18 protein-coding genes, 1 tRNA gene and 1 pseudogene are annotated in these 24,331 nt (G+C 66.1%); 13 read left to right on the forward strand and 7 right to left on the reverse strand.

Annotated features, from left to right (window positions below):
• Position 1: 1 nt before the first annotated feature.
• Positions 2 to 1,468, forward strand: a complete 1,467-nt coding sequence (locus tag HWX36_RS23420; RefSeq protein ID WP_175955188.1) for an oligosaccharide flippase family protein — start codon at positions 2 to 4, stop codon at positions 1,466 to 1,468.
• The gene (locus tag HWX36_RS23425) at positions 1,465 to 3,930 is read left to right on the forward strand and encodes a glycosyltransferase family 4 protein (RefSeq protein ID WP_175955190.1); all 2,466 of its coding nucleotides are present in this window, start codon (positions 1,465 to 1,467) and stop codon (positions 3,928 to 3,930) included. Before HWX36_RS23420 ends, HWX36_RS23425 begins: the two co-directional genes overlap by 4 nt.
• Positions 3,931 to 4,325: 395 nt before the next feature.
• Here the strand turns inward: HWX36_RS23425 and HWX36_RS23430 are convergent, their stop codons facing one another.
• Positions 4,326 to 5,507: an acyltransferase gene (locus HWX36_RS23430; RefSeq protein WP_175955192.1), complete on the reverse strand. Its 1,182-nt coding sequence runs from the start codon at positions 5,505 to 5,507 to the stop codon at positions 4,326 to 4,328.
• A 217-nt stretch (positions 5,508 to 5,724) separates the two neighbouring features.
• Here HWX36_RS23430 and HWX36_RS23435 point away from each other — a divergent pair, with 217 nt between their 5' ends.
• Both HWX36_RS23435 and galU read left to right on the forward strand, forming a co-directional pair.
• Complete coding sequence (locus tag HWX36_RS23435; protein ID WP_006479318.1) at positions 5,725 to 5,868, forward strand: hypothetical protein; 144 nt, start codon at positions 5,725 to 5,727, stop codon at positions 5,866 to 5,868.
• Between the two features lie 230 nt (positions 5,869 to 6,098).
• On the forward strand, positions 6,099 to 6,986 hold the full coding sequence (gene galU, locus HWX36_RS23440; RefSeq protein ID WP_175955194.1) for a UTP--glucose-1-phosphate uridylyltransferase GalU: 888 nt from the start codon (positions 6,099 to 6,101) through the stop codon (positions 6,984 to 6,986).
• A 403-nt stretch (positions 6,987 to 7,389) separates the two neighbouring features.
• Here the strand turns inward: galU and HWX36_RS23445 are convergent, their stop codons facing one another.
• A complete protein-coding gene (locus HWX36_RS23445) occupies positions 7,390 to 8,508 on the reverse strand; it encodes an acyltransferase (RefSeq protein WP_175955203.1) in 1,119 nt (372 codons plus the stop codon).
• Positions 8,509 to 8,765: 257 nt separating this feature from the next.
• Between HWX36_RS23445 and HWX36_RS23450 the strand changes: the two genes are divergently transcribed.
• Positions 8,766 to 9,215, forward strand: a complete 450-nt coding sequence (locus HWX36_RS23450; protein ID WP_011355701.1) for an HU family DNA-binding protein — start codon at positions 8,766 to 8,768, stop codon at positions 9,213 to 9,215.
• A gap of 288 nt (positions 9,216 to 9,503) precedes the next feature.
• Positions 9,504 to 9,874, forward strand: a pseudogene (locus HWX36_RS23455) (aminoglycoside adenylyltransferase family protein); the annotation flags it as partial.
• A gap of 58 nt (positions 9,875 to 9,932) precedes the next feature.
• On the opposite strand, the gene HWX36_RS23460 reads toward HWX36_RS23455, so the two are convergent.
• From HWX36_RS23460 to HWX36_RS23470, 3 genes are all read right to left on the reverse strand, one after another.
• On the reverse strand, positions 9,933 to 10,406 hold the full coding sequence (locus tag HWX36_RS23460; RefSeq protein WP_175955205.1) for a VOC family protein: 474 nt from the start codon (positions 10,404 to 10,406) through the stop codon (positions 9,933 to 9,935).
• A gap of 390 nt (positions 10,407 to 10,796) precedes the next feature.
• Positions 10,797 to 11,957: a porin gene (locus HWX36_RS23465; RefSeq protein ID WP_175955206.1), complete on the reverse strand. Its 1,161-nt coding sequence runs from the start codon at positions 11,955 to 11,957 to the stop codon at positions 10,797 to 10,799.
• 403 nt (positions 11,958 to 12,360) lie between these two features.
• Positions 12,361 to 13,296: a YihY/virulence factor BrkB family protein gene (locus HWX36_RS23470; RefSeq protein WP_175955208.1), complete on the reverse strand. Its 936-nt coding sequence runs from the start codon at positions 13,294 to 13,296 to the stop codon at positions 12,361 to 12,363.
• Positions 13,297 to 13,439: 143 nt separating this feature from the next.
• Between HWX36_RS23470 and fdnG the strand changes: the two genes are divergently transcribed.
• The 7 genes from fdnG (at position 13,440) to HWX36_RS23505 (ending at position 22,665) form a co-directional block, all read left to right on the forward strand.
• Positions 13,440 to 16,511 carry a formate dehydrogenase-N subunit alpha gene (fdnG, locus tag HWX36_RS23475; RefSeq protein ID WP_175955210.1) on the forward strand — a complete coding sequence of 1,024 codons (3,072 nt, stop codon included), beginning with the start codon at positions 13,440 to 13,442 and terminating at the stop codon, positions 16,509 to 16,511.
• A 10-nt stretch (positions 16,512 to 16,521) separates the two neighbouring features.
• Positions 16,522 to 17,436: a formate dehydrogenase subunit beta gene (fdxH, locus tag HWX36_RS23480; protein ID WP_175955212.1), complete on the forward strand. Its 915-nt coding sequence runs from the start codon at positions 16,522 to 16,524 to the stop codon at positions 17,434 to 17,436.
• Positions 17,433 to 18,059 (forward strand): formate dehydrogenase subunit gamma, encoded by a 627-nt coding sequence (locus HWX36_RS23485; RefSeq protein WP_039370262.1) that lies wholly within the window; start codon positions 17,433 to 17,435, stop codon positions 18,057 to 18,059. The genes fdxH and HWX36_RS23485 overlap by 4 nt, the downstream gene beginning before the upstream one ends.
• A 107-nt stretch (positions 18,060 to 18,166) precedes the next feature.
• Positions 18,167 to 19,102: a formate dehydrogenase accessory protein FdhE gene (fdhE, locus tag HWX36_RS23490; RefSeq protein WP_175955214.1), complete on the forward strand. Its 936-nt coding sequence runs from the start codon at positions 18,167 to 18,169 to the stop codon at positions 19,100 to 19,102.
• 73 nt (positions 19,103 to 19,175) lie between these two features.
• Positions 19,176 to 20,615 (forward strand): L-seryl-tRNA(Sec) selenium transferase, encoded by a 1,440-nt coding sequence (selA, locus tag HWX36_RS23495; protein ID WP_175955216.1) that lies wholly within the window; start codon positions 19,176 to 19,178, stop codon positions 20,613 to 20,615.
• Positions 20,612 to 22,537, forward strand: coding sequence for a selenocysteine-specific translation elongation factor (gene selB, locus HWX36_RS23500; protein WP_175955218.1), 1,926 nt, complete (start codon positions 20,612 to 20,614; stop codon positions 22,535 to 22,537). The genes selA and selB overlap by 4 nt, the downstream gene beginning before the upstream one ends.
• Before the next feature lie 32 nt (positions 22,538 to 22,569).
• Positions 22,570 to 22,665, forward strand: a tRNA-Sec gene (locus HWX36_RS23505).
• A 393-nt stretch (positions 22,666 to 23,058) separates the two neighbouring features.
• Here HWX36_RS23505 and HWX36_RS23510 read toward each other — a convergent pair.
• Positions 23,059 to 23,652 (reverse strand): GNAT family protein, encoded by a 594-nt coding sequence (locus HWX36_RS23510; RefSeq protein ID WP_175955221.1) that lies wholly within the window; start codon positions 23,650 to 23,652, stop codon positions 23,059 to 23,061.
• Positions 23,649 to 24,245: an acyl-CoA dehydrogenase family protein gene (locus HWX36_RS23515; protein ID WP_244136497.1), complete on the reverse strand. Its 597-nt coding sequence runs from the start codon at positions 24,243 to 24,245 to the stop codon at positions 23,649 to 23,651. The genes HWX36_RS23510 and HWX36_RS23515 overlap by 4 nt, the downstream gene beginning before the upstream one ends.
• Positions 24,246 to 24,331 lie beyond the last annotated feature (86 nt).

A 24,331-nucleotide genomic window follows, 5' to 3' on the forward strand; every position in this document is an offset into this window, starting at 1 on the left:
CATGGACAAAGGCATACTCAAGAACGTTTCGATCAACTTCATCGGGCTGATCCTGCCGACCTTCGTGTCGTTGGTCACCGTGCCCGCCTATATCCATGCGCTCGGCGTCGAACGCTATGGCGTCGTCAGCCTCGTGTGGACGCTGATCGGCTATTTCGGGATTCTCGATCTCGGGATGAGCATGGCCGCGCAGAACCACATCTCGAAGGCGCTCGCGAGCGGCAACGCCGACGAGAGCGCACGCGTGTTCTGGAGCGCGTTCTGGCTGAACCTCGGCACCGGCATCGTGGGCGGGCTGCTGATCTATTTCGGCGCGTTCATCTACACCGCGTACTTCACGAAGGTGTCGGCGGCGATGCAGCACGAGGTCTATCTCGCGCTGCCGTGGCTCGCGCTCGCGATTCCGCTGGCGAACGTGTCGTGGGTGTTCGCCGGCGCGATCAACGGCGCCGAACGCTTCGGCGTGTTCAACACGAACCAGACGATCGGCACCTTCCTGTTCCAGCTGCTGCCGCTCGGCGCCGCGTGGTGGATCGCGCCGAACCTGCAGACGGTGCTCGCCGCGGCGGTCGTCGCGCGCCTGGTCGCAGCGGTGATGCTCGGCCACGCCAGCATCAAGGTGCTCGGCATCCGGCGCATCGATCCGCCGCAGTGGGGCACCGCGAAAGGGCTGTTCAACTTCGGCGGCTGGATGCTGATCGCGAGCACGACGAGCATGATCGCCGACACGCTCGATCGCGTGATGCTCGGCGCGGGCATGGGTGCGAAGTTCGTCACTTACTACACGGTGCCGCAGAACCTCGTCACGCGCCTGAACATGCTGCCGAACGCGCTTGTGCGCACGCTGTTCCCGCGCCTGTCGGCGGTGGGCCGCGACCATGCGGACACGCTCGCGCGCCAGTCGCTCGAATTCCTGAACGGCGTGTTCACGCCGGTCGGCATCGTCGCAATTTTCGCGCTCGCGCCGTTCCTCACGCTGTGGGTCGGCGCCGATCTCGCCGCGCATTCGGCGCCGGTCGGCCGCGTGCTGGTGATCAGCGTGTGGCTCGTCGGCCAGGCGAGCGTCACGCGAATCCTGATCCAGTCGCAGGTCAACCCGGCCCGCGCGGCGTTCGCCGGACTCGTCGAGATGCCGTTCTTCGTCGGTGGCCTGTGGTTCGGCATTCATCACTTCGGGTTGATCGGCGCGGCGGTGGTGGTTGCCGCGCGTGCGCTCGTCGACTACGGCGTGCTGCTGTACCTGTCGGCGATCCGGATGCGCGCGATCGTGCTCGACATGCTCGCGCACCTCGCCTTCCTGCTCGCGAGCCTGTTTCTGGCGCAGGCGTGGCCGGGGCTCGTCGAGTCGATCGGCATGTGCGCGGTCGTGCTGCTGCTGAATGTTGCGTGGTCGCTCACGATGACGCCGGGGTTGCGTGCGCTCGTGCGCGACCTGTTCGTCCGTCTCAATGCGAGGAGAACCGTATGAATCGCGATCTGGCGGAACACGCCGTGTTGAATCTCGCCGCCGCCGATGCGGCCGTGGCCGAAGCGGGCGACGCCGCCGTGCTGCGCCGGTCCGCGCCGGCCGAACGCGCCGGCGCGCGCCCTGCGTCGCGCGCGCTGCGCGTGGCGATCGTCCACGACTGGCTCGTCACCTATGCGGGCGCCGAGCGCGTGCTCGAGCAGATCGTCGCGTGTTTTCCCGATGCGGACCTGTTCAGCCTCGTCGATTTCCTCGACGATCGGGCGTTCGTGCGCGGCAAGCCGGTGACGACGTCGTTCATCCAGAAGCTGCCGTTCGCGCGCACCAAGTACCGCAGCTACCTGCCGCTGATGCCGCTCGCGATCGAGCAGCTCGACGTGTCCGAGTACGACCTCGTGATCTCGAGCAGCCACGCGGTCGCGAAGGGCGTGCTGACGGGGCCGGACCAGGTGCACATCAGCTACGTGCATTCGCCGATCCGCTATGCGTGGGATCTGCAGCACCAGTACCTGGAACAGTCGAACCTCACGCACGGGCCGAAATCGCTGCTCGCGCGGATGATCCTGCATTACATCCGGAACTGGGACACGCGCACCGCGAACGCGGTGGACGGTTTCGTCGCGAACTCCGCGTTCATCGCGCGGCGTATCAGGAAGGTCTACCACCGCGACGCGGCGGTGATCTTCCCGCCGGTCGATGTCGACGCGTTTTCGCTGAACGCGCAGAAGGAGGATTTCTACCTGACCGCGTCGCGGATGGTGCCGTACAAGAAGATCGACCTGATCGTCGATGCGTTCTCGCGGACGCCCGAGCGCAAGCTCGTCGTGATCGGCGACGGCCCCGAGATGCAGAAGATCCGCGCGAAGGCCGCCCCGAACGTCGAGATCATGGGCTACCAGCCGTTCGCGGTGCTGCACGACCGGATGCGCCGCGCGAAGGCGTTCGTATTCGCGGCCGAGGAGGATTTCGGGATCTCGGTGGTCGAGGCGCAGGCGTGCGGCACGCCGGTGATCGCGTACGGCAAGGGCGGCGCGCTCGAAACCGTGCTCGACCCGCAGTCGAACCTGAATCCCACCGGGCTCTTTTTCGACGAACAGACGCCGCACGCGATCGTCGCGGCCGTCGACGATTTCGAGCGTGCGCCGCAGCGCTTCACGCCGAACGCCTGCCGCGCGAACGCGGAGCGATTCTCCGCGGATACGTTCCGGCGGCGCTTTCTCGACTATGTCGAAGCCGCGCTGCCTGGCTCGACCGCGCAGCGTGGTACGGCCATCGCGCCGATGCCGGCCTCGCGCGGCCCGGCGACGCTCGTGCTCGACCAGAGCGGCGTGCTGGGCGGCGCCGAGCTGTCGCTGCTCGAGATCATGAAGCACATGCGCGCGAACGCCGATGTCCTGCTGTTCGACGACGGGCCGTTCCGTGCGGCGCTCTACGAGATCGGTGCGCGCGTCGACGTGGTCGACCAGGGCGCGCTCGCGGGTGTGCGCAAGCAGGGCGGCGTGTCGGTCGGCGCGGTGAAACAGCTCGTGCGGCTGGTGCGCGACGTCGCGCGCCGCGCACGCCGTGCCGAGGTGATCTACGCGAACACGCAGCGCGCGATGGTGGTCGCCGCGCTGGCGGGGCGGCTTGCGCGCAAGCCGGTGGTGTGGCACCTGCGCGACATCGTCAGCACCGACCATTTCGGCAGCAAGCAGCTGCTGGCGATCAAGTACTGCGCGCGGCTCGGCGTCACGCGCGTGATCGCGAATTCGGATGCGTCTGCGCAGGCGTTCCGTACGCTGACGGGCTTCACGCCGCAGCACGTCGACGTCGTGTTCAACGGCATTTCGGCCGAGCCGTTCGATGCGCTGGAAGGTGTCAGCCAGGCCGCGCTGCGCGCGCGGCTGGGGTTGCCCGAGCACGCATGGCTCGTCGGCTCGTTCAGCCGCCTCGCGCACTGGAAGGGGCAGCATGTACTGCTGGAGGCCGCTGCGCGGCATCCCGACATGCACGTGGTGCTGGTCGGCGCACCGTTGTTCGGCGAGGACGAATACGCCGCGCAGCTGCATGAATACGTTGCCCGGCACGGGATGGACGCGCGCGTGCATTTTCTCGGGTTCCAGCGCGACGTGGCCGCGTGCATGACGACGGTCGACGTCGTCGCGCATACGTCGATCACGCCGGAGCCGTTCGGGCGCGTGATCGTCGAGGGGATGCTCGCGCGGCGGCCGGTCGTCGCGGCCCGCGCGGGCGGTGTCGTCGAGATCATCGAGGACGGCGACAACGGGCTGCTCTGCGCGCCGGGCGATCCGACCGCGCTGGCCGATGCGCTGGATACGCTCAAGCGCGACGGTGCGCTGCGCGAGCGGCTCGTCGCGAGCGGGCGTGCGACGGCGGTGCGCCGGTTCGGCACCGAAACGTATGTGGAGCGGGTGGAGAAGATCCTCGCGGATACGGCGAAGGCGGCGAGGGCGAAGCAGCGGTAATCGGCGCGAGCCGGCGGGAAACGAGCCCTCATGCGGCGGTGTGCTGCGTGGGGGCTTGGTTTTTCAGCGTCGGCGCCTTTGCCGGGCAGGTTGTTATGCGCCGTGTAGGGTGCGTGTTTGGCAGGTCGTCGATTGGGGGGGCGGTGGGTGACGCCGGAAGGTGACGACAGAAGGTGACGACAGAAGGTGACGACAGAAGGTGACGACAGAAGGCTGCGTCCAGACAGTCCCGGTAATGAAAGTCGGTCGAGGACGGCTCATGCGGGCCGTAGCGCGGCCCGACGCCGGAGGGCTAGTCCATCATGCCAACCCGCCGTGCCGACCCGCTCAAGCCCTGAATAAGCCCCCGCGCAGCGGGACGCCGCGCAGGGACTCGGGAAAGCGGACCTTCCGGGTCAGGCTGCCCGTTCGGGCGCCGGCGTGACGGCCCGAGCGGGGCGGGCCGGCTTGAAGCTGGCCGACCACGTCATCGCGGGCCGTTCGAACATCCGGTAGAACGCGTACGCGACCGGGATCGCGATGGCCATGAACGCGAACGACGGCCAGATCGACAACTGCAGCTCGGAATGGAACAGCACCGAGCCGAGGCAGACGAACAGCGGCAAGTGGATCAGGTACAGCGAGTAACTGAAGTCGCCGAACCAGCTCAGCACGCGCAGCGGCGGCGTCGGGTGCGGCGGGCGGGCGAGCGCGCGGTACAGGAAGCATGCGAAGCCGGCCGACCACAGCTGGAACGCGCCGTACTGGCCGTAATGGAACGCGCCGCAGCCGGCGGCCAGCAGCACGGCTGCCGCGCCGTACCACGCAAGCGACGGCACGGTGGCCGCGCCGCCGCCGCGCGCCTGCTGCGCACGCACGTCGGCGATCCACGCGCCGATCGTCCAGGACAGCCAGTACGACGTGAAGAACTGCAGATCGTGCCGTTCGAGCAGCCACGCCGACGCGACGTTGACGAGCGCGACCGCGGCCACGACCGCCGGCATGCCGATGCGCCGGCGGAGCGCGAACAGCAGCGGGTAGATCGCGTAGAACTGCACTTCGAGCGACAGCGTCCACAGCGCGCCGTTCGACCCGTACGTGTAGCCGGCGACGCCCTGCAGCGAGAACAGGTTCACGAGGAACGCGACGAGGCCGACGTCACGGATCTTGTGGCTGACGGGCTCGATCTGCAGGCTGACCGAGTCGAGCGCGAGCGTGAACAGCAGCGCGGCGAGCAGCACCGGGTAGATGCGCGCGAACCGGCGCACCCAGAAATTCGGCGCGTCGAGGCGGTACGCGGGATCGGCCGCGAGCTTGAGCGCCGCGTTGCGGTGGATGCAGTAGCCGCTGATCACGAAGAAGATCGGCACGCCGGCGGAGCCCCACGCGAACGGGAAGGTCAGGTAGCCGGCGATCGCGCCCGGGGTGAGCGCATGGCCGTAAGCGTGATGGAAGCTCTGCATGCCGACCCAGACGACCTGCCGGCAGTGGAAATAGGCGACGAGCAGCGCCGCGAAGCCGCGCATCGCGTCGATCGCGTGTTCCTTGCGATCGGCGACGGGCGGCGCGGCTAGAGACGATCCGCTGAAAGCTTGCATGCGATTCGATTCCTTGCGACGGATGGACGGGAAGTTTCATCCAATCGTAATGCGCAAGAATTCGATCAATGAATAAAAAAATCTCGCCGGGAAATATCGGAATTCCACATCATGGGTTCATCGCTTTCAGAAAGCGGTTCCGCGAGGCAGGTCAATTATTTACCGATTTTTTTCTGATAATTTGAAGCTCCAGTTGATTGATGCAAGGAGCGGCAAGATGGACATGCATTGGATCGCGAGCGCTGCAGTATTGCTGGTCATGGCCGTGCTGTCGGCGTACCGCGAGGCGCTGAAGAACGAACCGATTCGCCCGGGGCTCGAACGGGGCGGCGTGCCCTATATCGAGGAATTCGAATCGTAAGAATTTGTATCTGGAAAATCGGTAATTTGTTTCTGCTTCGGCGCCCGGTTCGGCAACATCGACCGGGTTGAAAGGATTATATTTTTTCCGGAATCATTGGGCAATCGGTCCATATCGAAAATGAGCGGAGCCGAATTGGCAGTGCCGTCGATTCTCGATATGCCGTTCGGAACACAATCGCGCCGGGTCCCGGGTCGACGCGGCGCAGTCAACGCAATCAGGATGCGAACATGTTGAAAGTCACCAAGGCCGTGTTCCCCGTTGCCGGTCTCGGCACGCGGTTCCTCCCGGCAACGAAGGCGAGCCCGAAGGAAATGCTGCCCGTCGTCGACAAGCCGCTGATCCAGTACGCGGTCGAGGAAGCGATCAACGCAGGTATCACCGAGATGATCTTCGTCACCGGGCGCAGCAAGCGCGCGATCGAGGATCACTTCGACAAGTCGTACGAGATCGAGGCCGAGCTCGAGGCGCGCGGCAAGGAAAAGCTGCTCGAGCTCGTGCGCGGCATCAAGCCGAGCCACGTGAACTGCTTCTACGTGCGCCAGCCGGAAGCGCTCGGCCTCGGCCACGCGGTGCTGTGCGCGGAGAAGCTGGTGCATGGCGAGCCGTTCGCGGTGATCCTCGCCGACGACCTGCTGCACGGCGAACAGCCGGTGCTGAAGCAGCTCGTCGACGTGTTCGACCACTATCACAGCTCGGTGATCGGGGTCGAGACGATCGCACGCGACGACAGCCGCTCGTACGGCGTCGTCGAAGGCCGCGAATGGGAAGAGGACATCATCAAGCTGTCGGGCATCATCGAGAAGCCGGCGCCGGAAGATGCGCCGTCGAATCTCGGCGTGGTCGGCCGCTACGTGTTCATGCCGACGATCTTCGATCACCTGCGCAAGCTCAGGCCGGGCGCCGGCGGCGAGCTGCAGCTGACCGATGCGGTCCAGTCGCTGCTCGCGAACGAGCAGGTGCTCGCGTATCGCTACTACGGCACGCGCTTCGACTGCGGCAGCAAGATCGGCTATCTCAAGGCTACCGTCGAGCTTGCGCTCCAGCATCCGGAAGTGAGCCGCGAATTCGAGGCCTACCTGCGTACCTGCTTGCCCGCGCTGGCTGCTGTCGCCTAGGCAGCCGCGCGCTCCATTGTTTCAGGTGGTGGTTGTTCCGTTGGCCCCGGCCGCTCGCGCGCCGGGGCTTTTTTGCATGGACAGGTGCGCGGTTGCGCGATCGTGGTGCGCGCCGTCGGCGTGTGTGTCGTGGCGGACTGGCTTCGTGGGCGGCGCCGCGTGCGGAGCGGGGCGCTTCGACAAGAACGGCCGTCACGCCTGAAACCGGTGCCGCAGCGGGCGACCGGGTGACCGCTGCGGCGATTCGGAAGCGCGATGTCCATCGACGTGTGTGACCGCGCCGGCTCGACCGGCGCCGGTCGCTGAAGCGACGCGGCGACACCTCGCTCACCGGGTATCGGCTCCCGGTTGTGGCCTGAATCGCGGTTTCCACGTTCAGTCGTTGCCGCATTCCGTGCGGCGTTCAACGTGCCGACGTGCTCGGCCGCGCGACGAAATGCCGGGCCAGCATCGCGGCGACCGGCTTCTTGAAATCGAGCAGCCGCTTTTCGAGATAGCGCCAGGACAGGTGCGCGAGCAGCACGGCGAGCGCGAACTGCAGCATCTCGGGTAGCGTGTCGCGGACGATTTCCGGTATGGCCACGTGCGCGACGTGCGCAGGCAGCACGCCGAAACGCGCCGGAATCAGGTTGTGGAACAGGTAGAAGCCGTAGCTGATCGTGCCGAGATAGGCGAGCGGCGCCCAGTCGAGCAGCGCCACGACCGGATGCTCGGGTTCGCTGACGATCCACAGCAGCAGCGCGCCGAGCGAGGCGGACAGGCCGAGATCCGCGAGCCCCGCGATCGCGCCGGGCAAGGCCGTGCAGGCGGGCAGCACGAGGAAGAACAGCACGCCAGCCGCGCCGAGCCAGCCGGGCGGAACGCGGCGCACGGCGGTTGCACCGCGATCGGCGAGCGCGATCGCGCCGACGCCGCCGAGCGCGATCAGCGCGAAATTCCACGGCGAAAATGCGTAGATCAGCACCGGCGACGCGTCGCACAGGGAGAGCGCGAGATGCGCGAGCGCGGCCAGCACGACGGCCGCGATGCCGAGCGCGACGTGTCGCGCGGCCGGCACCGCGAGCAGCGCGAGCGGCGCGATCAGATAGAACTGCTGTTCAACCGCGAGGCTCCAGAAGTGCGACGTGGAGCCCGGCCAGCCGTCCTTGACGACGCCGATCCAGTAATTCGACAGGAACGCCGCGTGCCACGCGAGCCCGAGATTGACGCCGCGCTGGTAGAACAGCGCGTGCGCGATCGCGAGCGCGGCGAGCAGCAGGTAATAGACGGGGAAGATCCGCAGCGCGCGTTTCGCGAGGAACAGCGCGAGCGCATGGCGGCGCGTCATGGCGCCGCACTCGACCGCCTGGCGGTTGCGATGCAGCTCGCCGACGATCAGGAATCCGCTGATGAGGAAAAACGTCCACACGCCCAGCTTGCCGACGTCGACGGCAAGGACGTGGCCCTTGTGGGACAGGAAAACGAGGATGACGGCGAGGGCTCGCAGGCCGTCGAGTCCTTTGACGTATCTGGCTTCGCGCATGGCGGCATCCGGGCATTGAGCGAGCCCAGTATAGGTGCGCAAATATCGAACGTAATTCGCGTTCGGGTGCCTACGTGAAGGTGTTTTTTGATGCTGGAGCGTCGATGAAATCGGTCGCATGTAAAAAAACCTGCGGGAAACCCCGCGAAAACGCATAAAAGTACTGCACGAAGCGTCAAGGCGCTTGTAGAATCCGGCGTTGAAGCGCGCGCGTTGCACGCTTCGTGTATCCAACGACCACACCTGGTAGGAGAAACATGGCGACTTCCGCAAAAAAGGTGGCCAAGAAGGCTGCCGCACCGGCCACCAAGAAAGTGGCTGCCAAAAAGGCTGCGCCCGCGAAGAAAGTAGTGGCCAAGAAAGTTGTCGCGAAGGCGGCACCGGCCGCTCCGACGCCGCTGAAAGACAAGTTCACGAAGGCATCGCTCGCAACGCACATCGCTGAGCGCGCAGCTGTCGAAGTGAAGGCGGTCAAGGCAGTGCTCGTCGCACTCGAGAACGTCGTGCTGGGCTCGGTCCACAAGAAGGGCGCGGGCGAGTTCACGCTGCCGGGTCTGCTGAAGATCACGGCACAAGTCGTGCCGGCGAAGAAGAAGCGCTTCGGCAAGGATCCGTTCACGGGCGAAGAGCGTTGGTTCCCGGCGAAGCCGGCCAGCGTGCGCGTGAAGGCACGTGCGCTCAAGAAGCTGAAGGACGCGGCAGCGTAATGCCGCGCAGCGGTTGCCGAATGCATGTCGGCAGCCGTTGCGATGTCCGACGATCCCCGTACGCGAAAGCGTGCGGGGATTTTTATTGCGCTGCGCCAATCGCGCGGCAGCGAAGCCGCGATATGGCGGAAGGACCGGTTCGACGCGTGACGTGCGACGGAAGACGCGCCGCGCACGCGCGATGACGAACGGCAATCCGCTTGCGCGCTTGCAGCGGATCCGCCGTTGCCCGTTGCGCTCGCTGCGCCGGTTGGGCCGGTTGCGTGCGCATCGCGAGGTACGCGCATCGTGACCGAAACCATTCCCGACGAGATCGCGGCCCAGGCCGCCGCGGCGTGCGATGCGATCGAGCGGCATCTCGGCGCGACGCTGAAGGCGATCCGCCTGTTCGGATCGGCGCTCGACGGCGGGCTGAAACCGCGCAGCGACATTGACTTGCTGGTGACGGTATCGGCCCGGCCCGATGAATCGACGCGGCGCGCGTTGATGCTCGACCTGCTCGCCGTGTCGGCGCCGCCCGGTCGCGCCGACGGCACGCGCGCACTGGAAGTGACCGTCGTCGCGCACGACGAAGTCGTGCCGTGGCGTCACCCGGCGCGGCGCGAACTGCATTCGGCGAGTGGCTGCGCGGCGACCTCGAAGCCGGCAGCGTCGAGCCGGATGCCTGGCGGCGACCCGGCGCGTCATCGCGCACGTGCTGTGCGGCGTGCTGCTTCGTCAGCCCGCCGTACCGGCATAGGCGGCTTTCAGCGCGGCGTCGTCGAGCTTGACCATCTGCATCATCGCGGCGGCCACGCGCGCGGCCTTGACGGTATCCCGGTCGGACATCATCGGGATCAGCGCTTCCGGAACGATCTGCCACGAGACGCCGTAGCGGTCTCTCAGCCATCCGCAGGCGTCGGCCGTGCCGCCGTTGTCGAGCAGGGCGTTCCAGTAGCGGTCGAGCTCCGCCTGGTCGGCACAACTGACCAGCAGCGAGATCGCGTGGTTGAACGTGTCGGTGCGCGGGTGGCTCATCGCGAAGAACGGCTGCCCGAACAGTTCGAACTCGACCATCCGCGTGCCGTCGGTGCCGGGCACCGCCGTGACGCGCACGATGCGCGAGTCCGGAAAGATTCCCGCATAGAAGGCTGCGGCTTCTTCGGCTTCCGCCGCGTACCAGAGGAAGGGCGTGATCTTCTGAATCGTCATGGCGTATCTCCTGTCCGTATTGGCCGGGGCGCAAATCGCGTGCCGACCTCGATACGACGGATGAAGACCGCCGAGATCGACACGCCGGGGCGAACGGCCGTCGCACCGGTTCCGTGGCACCGACAGTGCGGATGGTAGTCGTCCGGCGCGCACGCGGCGAGAGATCCCTGCGTCAGGACATCGCGTTTCCGGCGTATTGCAGCCACCAGGCGCCGCTGCCGGCCGGCCGACGTGCCTCGGGTGCCCGGGTATCGGCCGTCGGCGGGAGCGGGCCGTGCCGGCCCGCCGGCGACGGACGAAAAAAAAGCCAGCCACGGCCGAAACCGATGACTGGCTTTCCAGTTCGGCGGCAAGGCGTCGGAGACGCCATGCACGCCGGGTACGTCGTTTTTAGAACTTGTGGCGCAGGCCGAGAGCGACCATTTCCTGCGACTTCGTGCCGGCGTAGCCGTACGAGCCGATCGATGCCTGTGCGTCCTGGGTAACCGTTGCGCTTACGCGTTGCGTGCCGCTCGCGTGCTGGTATGCACCGACCAGGTAGACGTCCGTGCGCTTCGACAGCGAATAGTCGCCACCCAGCGAAACCTGGTGGTACTTCGCGTCCGTGTCGCCGCTCGCCTTCGTGTACGAGTAGCCGAGACCCAGCAGCAGCGGCGGCGTGACTTGATACGTCACGAAGCCACGGCCCGTGTTGTATTTCTCGGTCGACGTGAAGCCCGAGTAGGCGTCCGGCTTGTATTGCGCGTTGCTGTAGCCGAGGCCGAGCGTGACCGGGCCGATCGCGTACTGGCCTGCGACCTGCGCGATGCCGATCGACTTCGCCGTCACGTAACCCGAGTTGATCGGGCCGTCGACGATGTTGTCAGCCGTCGTCGAGCCCCAGCCCGAACGCGTCGTGCCGTTCGTCGGCGACGGGTTGTTCGCGTAGAAGTAGCCGGCTGCGATACCGATCGGGCCGTTGTTGTAGGCGGCAGCCGCCGACCACGTTTGACCTTGGCCCGGCTTGCCGGCGATGCCGCTAAGGCCGTACATCGCTTCGAACTGGAAGCCGGAGTAGACCGCCGACGTGTACTTGACCGCGTTGCTGACGCGCAGGCTGTTGTCGTTGTTGTCGACGTCGCCCGGGGTCGCGAAGAAGCTGCCGAAATAGTTGTCAGCCGTGACTGCCTGAACCAGGTCGACCACCGGGTCGTACTGGCGGCCGAGCGTCAGCGTGCCGTACTGGTTGCTTTGCAGACCGACGTATGCCTGGCGGTTGAAAATCGTGTTGGATGCGCTCAGCTTGCCCGTACCCGGGTTGAAGCCGTTTTCAATCTGGAAGATTGCCTTCAGGCCACCGCCCAGGTCTTCGGCACCCTTCAGGCCCCAGCGGCTACCCTGCAGGTTGCCCGACAGCATTTGCCACATGTTGTTGGCCTGGCCGTCATTGCCATGCACGTAGGCGATCGACGTATCGAGCACGCCGTACAGCGTGACGCTCGATTGAGCGTGAGCAGCACCGGCGGCGCCCAGCAGGGCGAGCGAGAGGGTCGAGAGAGCAAGTTTCTTCATCGTTGAGTTTCTCCACGCAAGTGATTCATCGTTATTTGTTGCGGATTGGAGAATAGCTCAGTGCCGTAGACGCAAGAAAGCTTAAAAAATAAAGTGTCTCGAAAAGGTAACAGCGGGAAAAAGTCTATATATATCAAGCACATCAACAACTGTTCCTGTTTTTGAAATAGTTGACAGTTGCTGCGGCGCGATTGTTCCAGGAGTTGACGCGCATCGCGGCAGGCCCCCCGTTTTGGCCCGTTGGCGCGCCAAAACGGAGGATTGCAAACGTTTGCGGTTGCGGCAGTGAAATCACGGTATGCAACGAACGTGTCAACGCCGCTCGAATGCGCGGCGGACAGCGTGGTTGCATCGACGCGAGCAGGTGTGCGGGGTCGTGCGACGGTGTGGCGAAAGCGGCGAATCAGTCGTCGCGCAAGCGATCGGCGGGGCGATCGGTTTGCGCGGAAGCGGCCGGTGCGGCGGTCCCGGCAAGCCGATGCGCGTTGCCGCGGGCCGCCGCGAATTCCGCGCCGAGCAGCAGCACGATCGCGGAGAAGTACAACCACATCAACAGGACCGCGAACGATCCGGCTGCGCCGAACGCACTGGCCGTGCCCGCATGCGCGAGGTACAGCGCGAACAGCTTCTTGCCGCCGGAGAACAGGATCGCGGACACGACGCCGCCGACCGCGGCGTCGCGCCACGCGACGCGCGCGTCCGGCAGGAACTTCATCAGCGCGGCGAATGCGGCCGCGAGCACCGCGATGCCGACGAAGAACTGCACGAGGTTCGTGACGACGACATACGGCGAATTGCCCAGCAGCCAGGTGCCGATGAACGTGATCGCGGTGTCCAGCACGAGCGACACGATCAGGAGGAACGCGACGCCGAGCACGAGCCCGAACGAGATCAGCCGCACGCGCACCAGCCCAAGCATGCTCGACCAGCGGTTTTCGGTGGCCGGCCAGATCACGCTGAGCGCGGCGCTGAGCGACGCGAAGGTGGCCGACGCGCCGATCGCGAGCGCGGCGAACGAGATCAGTGTCGCGAGCCCGCCGCGCTCGCCTGCGCGATGCGCGTTCTGCACGATCGTCTGGATGCTGGCCGCCGCGTCGTCCCCGATCAGCTGGTGCGCCTGTTCGAACACCTGGCCGCGCGCGGCGTCGTCGCCGTAGAACCAGCCGGCGACCGCGATCACCATCACGAGCATCGGCGCAAGCGAGAATGCCGAGAAGAACGCGATGCCCGCGGCCATCGCGGAGCAGCGGTCGGACGAGAAGCGCTTGAACGCGGTGAGGGCCCAGTTGGCCTGCTGTTGGGCGAGACGGGTCGCCTCGGTGGTGATCTGTCGTTTCATGAAATATCGGTCGAGATGCCGTGCGGCGGTCACCGTTGGTAATCGGACAATTCAGAATTGATCCGAAGAATCGAACATAGTTGCGTGGACTGTCTATAATTCCTTTCAGTTTCCCCACCCCCACAATAACGCCGAGACCTGCCATGCTACAAATGTCCCGGCGCCAGTTCCTGAAGGTGACGGCTACGTCGCTTGCCGGATCGAGTCTAGCCCTGATGGGCTTCTCGCCATCCGAAGCGCTCGCCGAAGTCCGACAGTACAAGCTGGCGCGCACAGTCGAAACACGCAACACCTGTCCTTACTGTTCAGTGGGTTGCGGCATCCTGATGTACAGCCTCGGAGACGGCGCGAAGAACGCCCAGCCGAGCATCATCCATATCGAAGGCGATCCCGACCATCCCGTCAATCGCGGCACGCTGTGCCCGAAGGGCGCGAGCCTGATCGATTTCATCCACAGCCCGAGCCGCCTGACGCACCCCGAGTATCGGGCGCCCGGTTCGGACAAGTGGGAACCGATCTCGTGGAATGACGCGCTCGACCGCATCGCGAAGCGGATGAAGGCCGACCGCGACGCGAACTTCGTCGAGACGGCGGACGACGGTGCGAAGGTCAACCGCTGGCTGACCACCGGCATGCTGGCCGCGTCGGCGGGCAGCAACGAGGTCGGCTACCTGACGCACAAGACCGTCCGCAGTCTCGGGATGCTCGCATTCGACAATCAGGCGCGTGTCTGACATGGCCCGACGGTGGCAGGTCTTGCCCCGACGTTTGGCCGTGGAGCGATGACGAACCATTGGGTCGACATCAAGAACGCGGACGTGATTCTCGTGATGGGCGGCAATGCAGCCGAGGCCCATCCGTGCGGTTTCAAGTGGGTAACGGAGGCGAAGGCGCACCGCAAGGCGCGGCTGATCGTCGTCGACCCGCGCTTCACGCGTACGGCCTCGGTGGCCGACTACTACGCGCCGATCCGCACCGGCACCGACATCGTCTTCCTGGGCGGCGTCATCAACTATCTGCTGACGAACGACAAGATCCAGCATGAGTACGTGAAGAACTACACGGACTTTTCGTTCATCGTGCGCGAGGATTTCGCGTTCAACGACGGCATCTATTCCGGCTACGACGCCCAGAAGCACGCGTACCCGGACAAATCGAGCTGGGATTACGAGCGCGGCGACGATGGCTTTGTGAAAGTCGACCCGACGCTGCAGCATCCGCGTTGCGTGTACAACCTGCTGAAGCAGCACTACGCGCGCTATACGCCGGACATGGTCCAGCAGACGTGCGGCACGCCGAAGGAGAAATTCCTCAAGGTGTGCGAGATGCTCGCGACCACGGCCGTTCCCGGCCGGGCCGGCACGATCCTGTACGCGCTCGGCTGGACGCACCACTCGGTCGGCGCGCAGATGATCCGCACCGGCGCGATGGTGCAGCTGCTGCTCGGCAACATCGGCATCGCCGGCGGCGGGATGAACGCGCTGCGCGGCCACTCGAACATCCAGGGGCTGACCGACCTCGGGCTGATGTCGAACCTGCTGCCGGGCTACATGACGCTGCCGATGCAGGCCGAGCAGGATTTCGACGGCTACATCAAGAAGCGCGCGCAGGAGCCGCTGCGGCCGAACCAGTTGAGCTACTGGAAGAACTACAAGGCGTTCCACGTCAGCTTCATGAAGGCGTGGTGGGGCGATGCCGCCACGGCCGAGAACAACTGGGCCTACGACTACCTGCCGAAGCTGGACAAGCAGTACGACCTGTTGCAGGCGATCGAGCTGATGAATGCCGGCAAGATGAACGGCTACATCTGCCAGGGCTTCAACCCGCTCGCGGCGGCGCCATCGAAGGTGAAGACGGCCGCGGGGCTCGCGAAGCTCAAGTGGCTCGTGATCATGGATCCGCTCGCGACCGAGACCTCCGAGTTCTGGAAGCATCACGGCGACTACAACGACGTCGATGCGTCGACGATCCAGACCGAGGTGTTCCGTTTGCCCACGACGTGCTTCGCGGAGGAAGACGGCTCGCTCGTGAGCTCGAGCCGCGTGCTGCAATGGCACTGGAAGGGCGCGGAGCCGCCGGGCGAAGCGAAGAGCGACCTCGAGATCATGTCGGGCCTGTTCCTGCGCATGCGCAAGATGTACCAGGCGGACGGCGGCAAGTATCCGGATCCGATCGTGAACCTGAGCTGGCCGTACGCGAACCCGGAAAGCCCGACGCCCCAGGAGCTCGCGATGGAGTTCAACGGGCGGGCGCTCGCCGATCTGCCCGATCCGAAGGATCCGACGAAGACGCTCGTGAAGAAGGGCGAGCAACTCGCCGGGTTCGCGCAACTGAAGGACGACGGCACGACCGCGAGCGGCTGCTGGATTTTCTGCGGGGCATGGACCCAGGCCGGCAACCAGATGGGGCGGCGCGACAACTCGGATCCGACCGGCATCGGCCAGACGCTGAATTGGGCGTGGGCGTGGCCGGCGAACCGGCGAATCCTGTACAACCGCGCGTCGTGCGACGTGAGCGGCAAGCCGTTCGACCCGACCCGCAAGCTGATCGGCTGGAACGGCAAGGCGTGGGCGGGCCCCGATATCCCGGACTTCAAGGCGGACGAACCCCCCGAAAACGGGATGGGGCCGTTCATCATGAACCCGGAGGGCGTCGCGCGCTTCTTCGCCCGCGCGGGGATGAACGAAGGCCCGTTCCCCGAGCACTACGAGCCGTTCGAGACGCCGCTCGACGCGAACCCGCTGCACCCGAACAACCCGCAGGCGCTGAACAACCCGGCGGCCCGCGTGTTCCCGGACGACCGCGCGTCGTTCGGCAAGGTGGCGGACTTCCCGCACGTGGCGACGACGTACCGGCTGACCGAGCACTTCCACTACTGGACCAAGCATGCGCGGCTGAACTCGATCATCCAGCCCGAGCAATTCGTCGAGATCGGCGAAGACCTCGCGAAGGAAGTCGGCGTCGCGCACGGCGAGCGGGTGAAGGTGTCGTCCAAGCGCGGCTACATCGTCGCGGTTGCCCTCGTCACGAAGCGGATCAAGCCGCTGACGGTCGACGGCAAGAAGGTCCAGACGGTCGGCGTCCCGTTGCACTGGGGCTTCAAGGGTCTGACGAAGCCCGGCTATCTCGCCAATACCCTGACTCCGTCCGTGGGTGACGGCAACTCCTATACACCGGAATTCAAGTCGTTCCTGGTGAAGGTCGAAAAGGCGTAAGGGGGAAGAGATGGCATTGCAATCGCTGGATATCAAGCGCGTCTCGGCCACCACGACGCCACCGCCCACGGTGCGCGAACCGGTGACCGGGAGTGTCGCGAAGCTGATCGACGTATCGAAGTGCATCGGCTGCAAGGCATGCCAGACCGCATGCATGGAGTGGAACGACCTGCGCGACGAAATCGGCACCAACGTCGGCGTGTACGACAACCCGGCCGACCTGACCGAGCATTCGTGGACGGTGATGCGGTTCTCCGAATACGAGAACCCGGCGGGCGACCTCGAGTGGCTGATCCGCAAGGACGGCTGCATGCACTGCGAGGATCCGGGCTGCCTGAAGGCGTGTCCGTCGCCGGGCGCGATCGTGCAGTACAACAACGGGATCGTCGATTTCCACGAGGAGAACTGCATCGGTTGCGGCTATTGCGTGACCGGCTGCCCGTTCAACGTTCCGCGGATCTCGAAGAAGGATCATCGCGCCTACAAGTGCACGCTCTGTTCCGACCGCGTCGCGGTCGGCCAGGAACCGGCCTGCGTGAAGACCTGCCCGACCGGCGCGATCGTGTTCGGCACCAAGGAGGACATGAAGCAGCATGCGGCCGAGCGGATCGAGGACCTGAAGGAGCGGGGCTTCGAGCATGCGGGGCTGTACGACCCGCAGGGCGTCGGCGGCACGCACGTGATGTACGTGCTGCACCATGCCGATCAACCGTCGCTGTACCACGGGCTGCCCGACAACCCGTCGATCAGCCCGATGGTGAAGCTGTGGAAGGGCATCGCGAAGCCGCTCGCGGTCGCGGGCATCGCGCTGACCGCGCTCGCCGGGTTCTTCCACTATGTCCGGGTCGGTCCGAACGAGGTGAGCGACGAAGAGGAAGCGGCCGCGCGCGACGAGGCGCGGCGCATCAAGGAGGACGCGAAATGAAGCACGACGACCCCAACCTGATCGTCCGCTACTCGGCGAACGAGCGCACGAACCACTGGATCACCGCGATCACGTTCGTGCTGCTCGCGCTGTCGGGGCTCGCGCTGTTCCATCCGTCGATGTTCTGGCTGACCGCGCTGTTCGGCGGCGGCCAGTGGACGCGGATCCTGCATCCGTTCGTCGGCCTCGTGATGTTCGTGTCGTTCGCGATCCTGGTGGTGCGCTTCTGGCATCACAACGCGCTCGACGCGGACGACCGGCAGTGGCTCAAGCAGATCGGCGACGTGCTGACCAACCAGGAAGACAAGCTGCCGCCTGTCGGGCGCTATAACGCCGGACAGAAGCTGCTATTCTTTACGCTGGTGGCGTGCCTGTTGCTGCTCCTGCTGTCGGGAGTCGTGATCTGGCGGCGCTACTTCTCGTTCTACTTCCCGATCGGGGTGATCCGCGCGGCCGCTGTCGTGCATGCCGTGGCGGCCTTCGTGCTGATCGCGAGCATCATCGTGCACATTTACGCGGCGTTGTGGGTGAAGGGCTCGATCGGCGCGATGGTGCGCGGCACCGTCACGCTGGGCTGGGCTCGCAAGCATCACCCGAAGTGGTTCCGTGAAAGCGTGAAATAACGCACCGGAGCGGGGCGGCTCGCCGATCGCGGCGGGCTGGCCCGTCAGCCGTCGGAACCGCCTGAAGCGCCGACTTGTCGGCGCTTGTTTATTTGGAAGACATATCTGTGACACAACGCATTCTCGAACCGACCGAGATCTCGGCACTCGATCATTCGGCCATCCCACGCTTTCGCCTGCCGGAGCGCGCCACCGCGTTCTCGGCGCGCGCCGCGCGGCTGCGCAAGCTGGCCGACCTGAACCCGATCAGCGGCTACCTGAGGCTGATGGCCACCGTCGCCGATGCGCAGCACGCGACACTGCAAACGCTCGAGCTGCCGCTGCCGTCGAAGGAAGCGATCGCGCGTGCGCAGCAGCATTCGATGCCGCTCGTGCCGGCGCTCGACGGCGAGCGCGATCCGCGCTGGCGTGCCGTGCTGTACGAACTGCTCGACCGCGTCGAAGGCGCGGGGCTTGTCAACCCGCAGCTCGCGAAGCTGCTCGACCGGCTGCGCCTGATGGCGCCCGCCGAACTCGACGCGCAAGCCGACGCGATCCTCGCGCTGCGTTTCGCCGAAGTCGACCCGGCTACCGCGCCGTTCCTGATGGCCGCGCTGCAGGTCGTCTGGACGGACCTCGCAAGCCGCGTTGCGCCGGCCGACGTCCCGTATCTCGACCAGCCGGGGCTGTGCCCCGTGTGCGGCACGCATCCGGTCGCGAGCGTCGTGCGGGTCGGCGGCCAGTACCAGGGCTACCGTTTCCTGCAATGCGGGCTGTGCACGACAGAGTGGCACATGGTGCGCACGAAGTGCTCGCACTGCGATTCGACGAAGGGCATCGCATATCACGGGATCGAGGGCGGCAGCGAAGCCGTCAAGGCAGAGTCGTGCGACGAGTGCAAGACCTACCGCAAGATCGGCTATCAGGAGAAGGACTACGAGTTCGAGCCGCTGGCGGACGATCTCGCGAGTCTCACGCTCGACCTGCTGATGAACGAGGCCGGCTACCAGCGCAGTTCGCCGAACCCGCTGCTGTGGCCGGACGTCTCGCGGGACGCGAATTGACGGCAGGGGCCGAGGCGGTGCGCGAGCACCGGCGCAGGCCCACTGCGAAGCATGAGACTGGAGCCACAACGACGTGACCGAACCGGGTGTGAATGAACTGAATGCGGTGCTGGCGCGCGTGCCGTCTGTCGAGCGTGTGCTGTCGTCGGCACCGCTGCAACCGCTCATCGCGGACTACGGCCGCACGCGCGTGCTGAACGCCGTACGTGCCGAGCTCGAACGCTGGCGTACCGCCGCGCAGCACGATCCGGCTGCGGCCGAACCGCTCGACGAGCCGCGCATCGCCGCGGCGGTCGAGCGCATGCTGGCCGCGCAGAGCGCGGGCGCGGTGCGCGCCGTGTTCAACCTGACCGGCACCGTGCTGCACACGAACCTCGGGCGCGCGCTGTTGCCCGACGACGCGGTGCGCGCGGTGGTCGACGTGCTGACGCGGCCGGTCAACCTCGAATTCGACCTCGCCACGGGCCGCCGCGGCGATCGCGACGACCTGATCGACGATCTGCTGTGCGAACTGACGGGCGCGGAAGCCGCGACCGTCGTCAACAACAACGCGGCGGCCGTGCTGCTGGCGCTGTCGGCGCTTGCGACGAAGCGGGAAGTCGTCGTGTCGCGCGGCGAGCTGGTCGAGATCGGCGGCGCATTCCGCATTCCCGACATCATGAGCCGCGCGGGCGCCAGGCTGCGCGAAGTCGGCACGACCAACCGCACCCATCTGCGCGACTACGCGGACGCAATCGGCCCGCGCACCGCGCTGCTGATGAAGGTGCACTGCAGCAACTACGCGATCAGCGGTTTCACGAAGGAAGCGACGCTCGCCGAACTCGCGCCGCTTGCGCGCGAGCATGGGCTGCCGGTTGCCGTCGATCTCGGCAGCGGCACGCTCGCCGACCTGTCGCAATGGGGCCTGCCGCACGAGACGACCGTGCAGGAAACCGTTGCCGCCGGCGCAAACGTTGTCACGTTCAGCGGCGACAAGCTGCTCGGCGGGCCGCAGGCCGGCCTGATCGTCGGCGATCGCGCGCTGATCGCGAAGATCAAGAAACATCCGCTCAAGCGCGCGCTGCGCGTCGGCAAGCTGACGCTCGCGGCGCTCGAACCCGTGCTGCGCCTTTACCAGTCGCCCGAGTTCCTGCGTGACCGGCTCACGACGCTGCGGCTGCTGACGCGCCCGCAGCGCGAGATCGCCGAGGCTGCCGAACGTGTGCGTCCGGCGCTGCAGGCCGCGCTCGGCGGCGGTTTCGACGTGACGGTCGAACCGATGTTCAGCCAGATCGGCAGCGGCGCGCTGCCGGTCGACCAGTTGCCGAGCGCCGGGCTCGTCGTGCGCACGGCGGACGGCAAGCGCGGTGGCCGTGCGCTGGCGCAACTCGAGAAGCGGCTGCGCGAATGGCCGCGCCCGGTGATCGGCCGCGTCGCCGACCAGGCGCTGCGGCTCGACCTGCGCTGCCTCGAAGCCGCCGACGAGGCGGCGTTCGTCGCGCAATGCGTGCGGCTCGCGGGGGCCGCTGCATGATCGTCGGTACCGCCGGACACATCGATCACGGCAAGACGACGCTGGCGCGCGCGCTGACGGGTGTCGACACCGATCGCCTGAAAGAAGAAAAGGCGCGTGGCATCTCGATCGAACTCGGTTATGCGTATACGCCGCTCGACAATGGCGACGTGCTTGGCCTGATCGACGTGCCGGGTCACGAGAAGCTGATTCATACGATGGCGGCCGGCGCATGCGGGATCGACTTCGCGCTGCTCGTGATCGCCGCCGACGACGGCGTGATGCCGCAGACGCGTGAGCATCTCGCGATCCTGCAACTGCTTGGCGTCACGCACGGCGCCGTCGCGCTGACGAAGTGCGATCGCGTCGACGCTGCGCGCGTGGCCGAAGTGCGCGACGAGATCGTCACGTGGTTGAACGACTCGACGCTGGCCGGCGTGCCGATTTTCGAAACGCGTGCGACGGCTGTGGACGATCCGGGCGTCGCCGCGTTGAAGCGTTATCTGGCGGACGCGGCGATCGCGTGGCGCGCCCGACGCGACGACGGGCTGTTCCGGCTCGCGGTCGATCGCGTGTTTACGCTCGCGGGGCAGGGCACCGTCGTGACGGGTACGGCGTTCTCGGGCCGCGTCGTGACCGGCGACACGCTCGCGATCGTGCGAACGGGCGGCGCGGCGCGCGTGCGCAGCATCCATGCGCAGAACCGGCCGGTCGAGGCCGGCCGCGCGGGCGAGCGTTGCGCGCTGAATCTGGCCGGCGTCGACAAGGCCGATGTCGAGCGCGGCGATACCGTCGCCGATGCACGGCTCGTCGCGACGTCGCCGCGTCTCGACGTCGACCTGACGCTGCTCGCGGATGCGGGGCTCACGCTGACGCATTGGGCGCCGCTGCACGTGCATCTCGGCACGCTGCATCGCGTCGCGCATGTCGCGCTGCTCGACGGCGATACGCTCGCGGCCGGCCAGCGGATGCGCGTGCAACTGGTATTCGACGAGCCGGTGTTTGCGCTGCCGGGCGACCGGTTCATCGTCCGCAATCCGCAGGCGACGCGCACGATCGGCGGCGGCCGCGTGCTCGATCCGTTCGGGCCGGCGCGCAAGCGTCGGACGCCTCAGCGCCGCGCGTGGCTCGACGCGCTGGCGGAATGGCTCGACGAAGGCTGTCTCGATGCGCTGCTCGCGCAGGCGCCGCTCGGCATCCCGCGCGCGATGCTCACCCATCTGACGGGTTTCGCGCCGAATGCGCTGGCGCTGCCGGAAGACGCGCTGGCGATCGGGCAGCGCGATGCCGCGTCGAACGACGGCGCGGTGATTGGCCGGGCGCACTGGCGTGCGCTGCAGACGCGGACGGTCGATACGCTGCGGGTGTATCACGAGCGCATGCCCGACGAGCAGGGGCTCGACGGCGCACGCTTGCGGCGGATGGCCGCGCCGCTCGCCGGCGATGCGCTGTGGCGCGCGCTCGTCGATGCGCTGGTGGCCGGCGGCGAAGTCGCGCGAAGCGGGCCGTGGTTGCATCTGCCGTCGCATTCGGTGAGCCTCGATTCGCGCGAGGAAGCACTGGCGCGGCAACTGCTGCCGCTGATCCACGCGGGGCGCTTCGACCCGCCGTGGGTGCGCGACCTGGCCCGCGACACGGGCGCGGCCGAGGACGCGGTGCGCACCTTGCTGCGCAAGCTCGCGCGGCGTGGCGACGTGCACCAGGTCGTGCGCGACCTGTTCTATCACGCGGACGTCATGCGTGAGCTGGCGGCACTCGTCGCGCATCTCGCGTCGTCGCGCGGCGGCGGGCTCGATGCCGCGACGTTCCGCGACGCGACGGGGCTCGGCCGCAAGCGCGCGATCCAGATTCTCGAGTTCTTCGACCGGGTTGGGTATACTCGCTTCCACCGCGATCTTCACTTCCTGCGGCCTGACAGCGGTTGGGCGGGTATTCAGGCGTAGGCGCTCGCTGTTCCTTAGATTCTTTTCCCCACGGAAGGCATTCGTATCCGGTGGTACGGCTGGACTTCAAATCCAGTTGGGGGTGTCAGACACCCCCGGGTAGGTTCGACTCCTGCTGCCTTCCGCCATGCCGGGCTTCCGCGGCGTTCCTTGAACTTCCTCTGAAATTCCACAAGCCTATGATTTTTCGGGGTTTTGTGGGTAACGGCATGCTTGCGACGTCCGGCCGCGTCCCCCACAATTTCCTCACGAAACATGGGTAGCGACATGGGTTTTGTGGGTAGGAAAGGAGGGCGGCATGGCAGGCACACAACGAATTTCGTCCGCCGCTGCGTTGACTGCAGCGCTTCTGGCAGCCGCTTTCTTTGTGGGGTGGGGGGCGTAATCGGCTTGCCACGACGCGACCCACGCGTGCCAACCGGACTGTATCGGAGCGCCACGCGTCGGCTCGATTCCGCACCCACGAGGGACTGAGACTGTGCGCGGCACATAGCTTGCAAGTGCCGTGATCACGGGAGTATTCATGGTGCGCGTGGTAGCGCGAGATCCTCGGGCAGCAGGTCATAAAGGAGCCGCCCGACGCGCGTGCCATCGATGAGATGACAGTCTCGTTGCAGTCCGATCAGGCGAAAACCCACGCGTGCGAGTAGACGTTGCGACGGAACATTGCATTCGACAGCCCATGCTGTGATGCACCGCAGCCGATCACGGGCGAACGCTTCGTGAAGGAGGTATGTCGCAGCGTTGTAAGCCATATTGACGCAGATAGGCCGCAACCGGTCGCGAAGGATCCAGAATGAGCCCGTCGCGAAGCGGTGCGTGACATCACTGACGGCGACCAAACCGCTCGGCACTGTATAGCCAGCCGAACCGAACACGCGTATTCGATGCTGTCTGGTATGGACCATCGCTTGCACCGCCAATGCGGGCAGGGCTTGGCGGCCGAGCCCAAAGTCGAACCACCGACTGATGGTCGGCTGGGCGAGCCAGGCGACGATGTCGTCGATGTCGTTCGGCCCTGGTTCGCGTAGCCAGCAAGTGGCGGACGTTGCATTTGATGCAGCGTTGTCCATTGAGGGCTGAAGCGTGCCATCCGTAGGGGCGCAGCCATTCATACGTCGTCCTCCTCGTTCGCGTCCCGTGGCCCCGAGAGGCAGCCGAGCGCTGTGTCGATCCGCAGCAGGAGTTGCGCAAACCAATGGCTGGTCTGGAAGCGGGCTGCTGGCGGGAGGCCTTCAACATAACCGTGGCCGCCGCAAAGCTGCACGAATTCACGACTGACGTTGACCGACTCGGCCGCGACGTGTCGTAGCAACTGACGGACCAGCAAGACTGGCGGCGACGGTCGGGCTGCACTAACAGCTTGCAGAAAAAGATGGGTGCCCTGGGCGGCGATCAGCATGTCGGATAATCGCGCCGCGACGAGTTGATGGTTTGCCAACGACTTTCGGAACGCTTGCCTAGTCGCCGCGTAATCGAACGCAAACCGGATGCTATGTTGCATGGCGCCCGTCAAGAGCGCAGCGAGATAGAGGCCGATTTCCGTCAGGTATGTTTGTGCGGGGGGAGCGCTATCGCAGTCGGCTCGCGCAATCACGGCGAGCGGCATTTCGGCCGCGGCCTCGCCAGAATGCAATTGCTCCAACACCAGGGCGCCGAGCGTGGCGATGCCTGGCGTACTGGTATTGCCAGCACACCGGCTCAGCAATCGCTGGCCGCCTGATCATGCCGATGCCCCGTACACCAAATTTGACTTTAACCCTAGTAACGGGGCGGGTACTAGTTCTGCCTGGT

The sequence above is a fragment of the Burkholderia sp. BCC0405 genome (assembly GCF_902833075.1).
Taxonomy (GTDB): domain Bacteria; phylum Pseudomonadota; class Gammaproteobacteria; order Burkholderiales; family Burkholderiaceae; genus Burkholderia.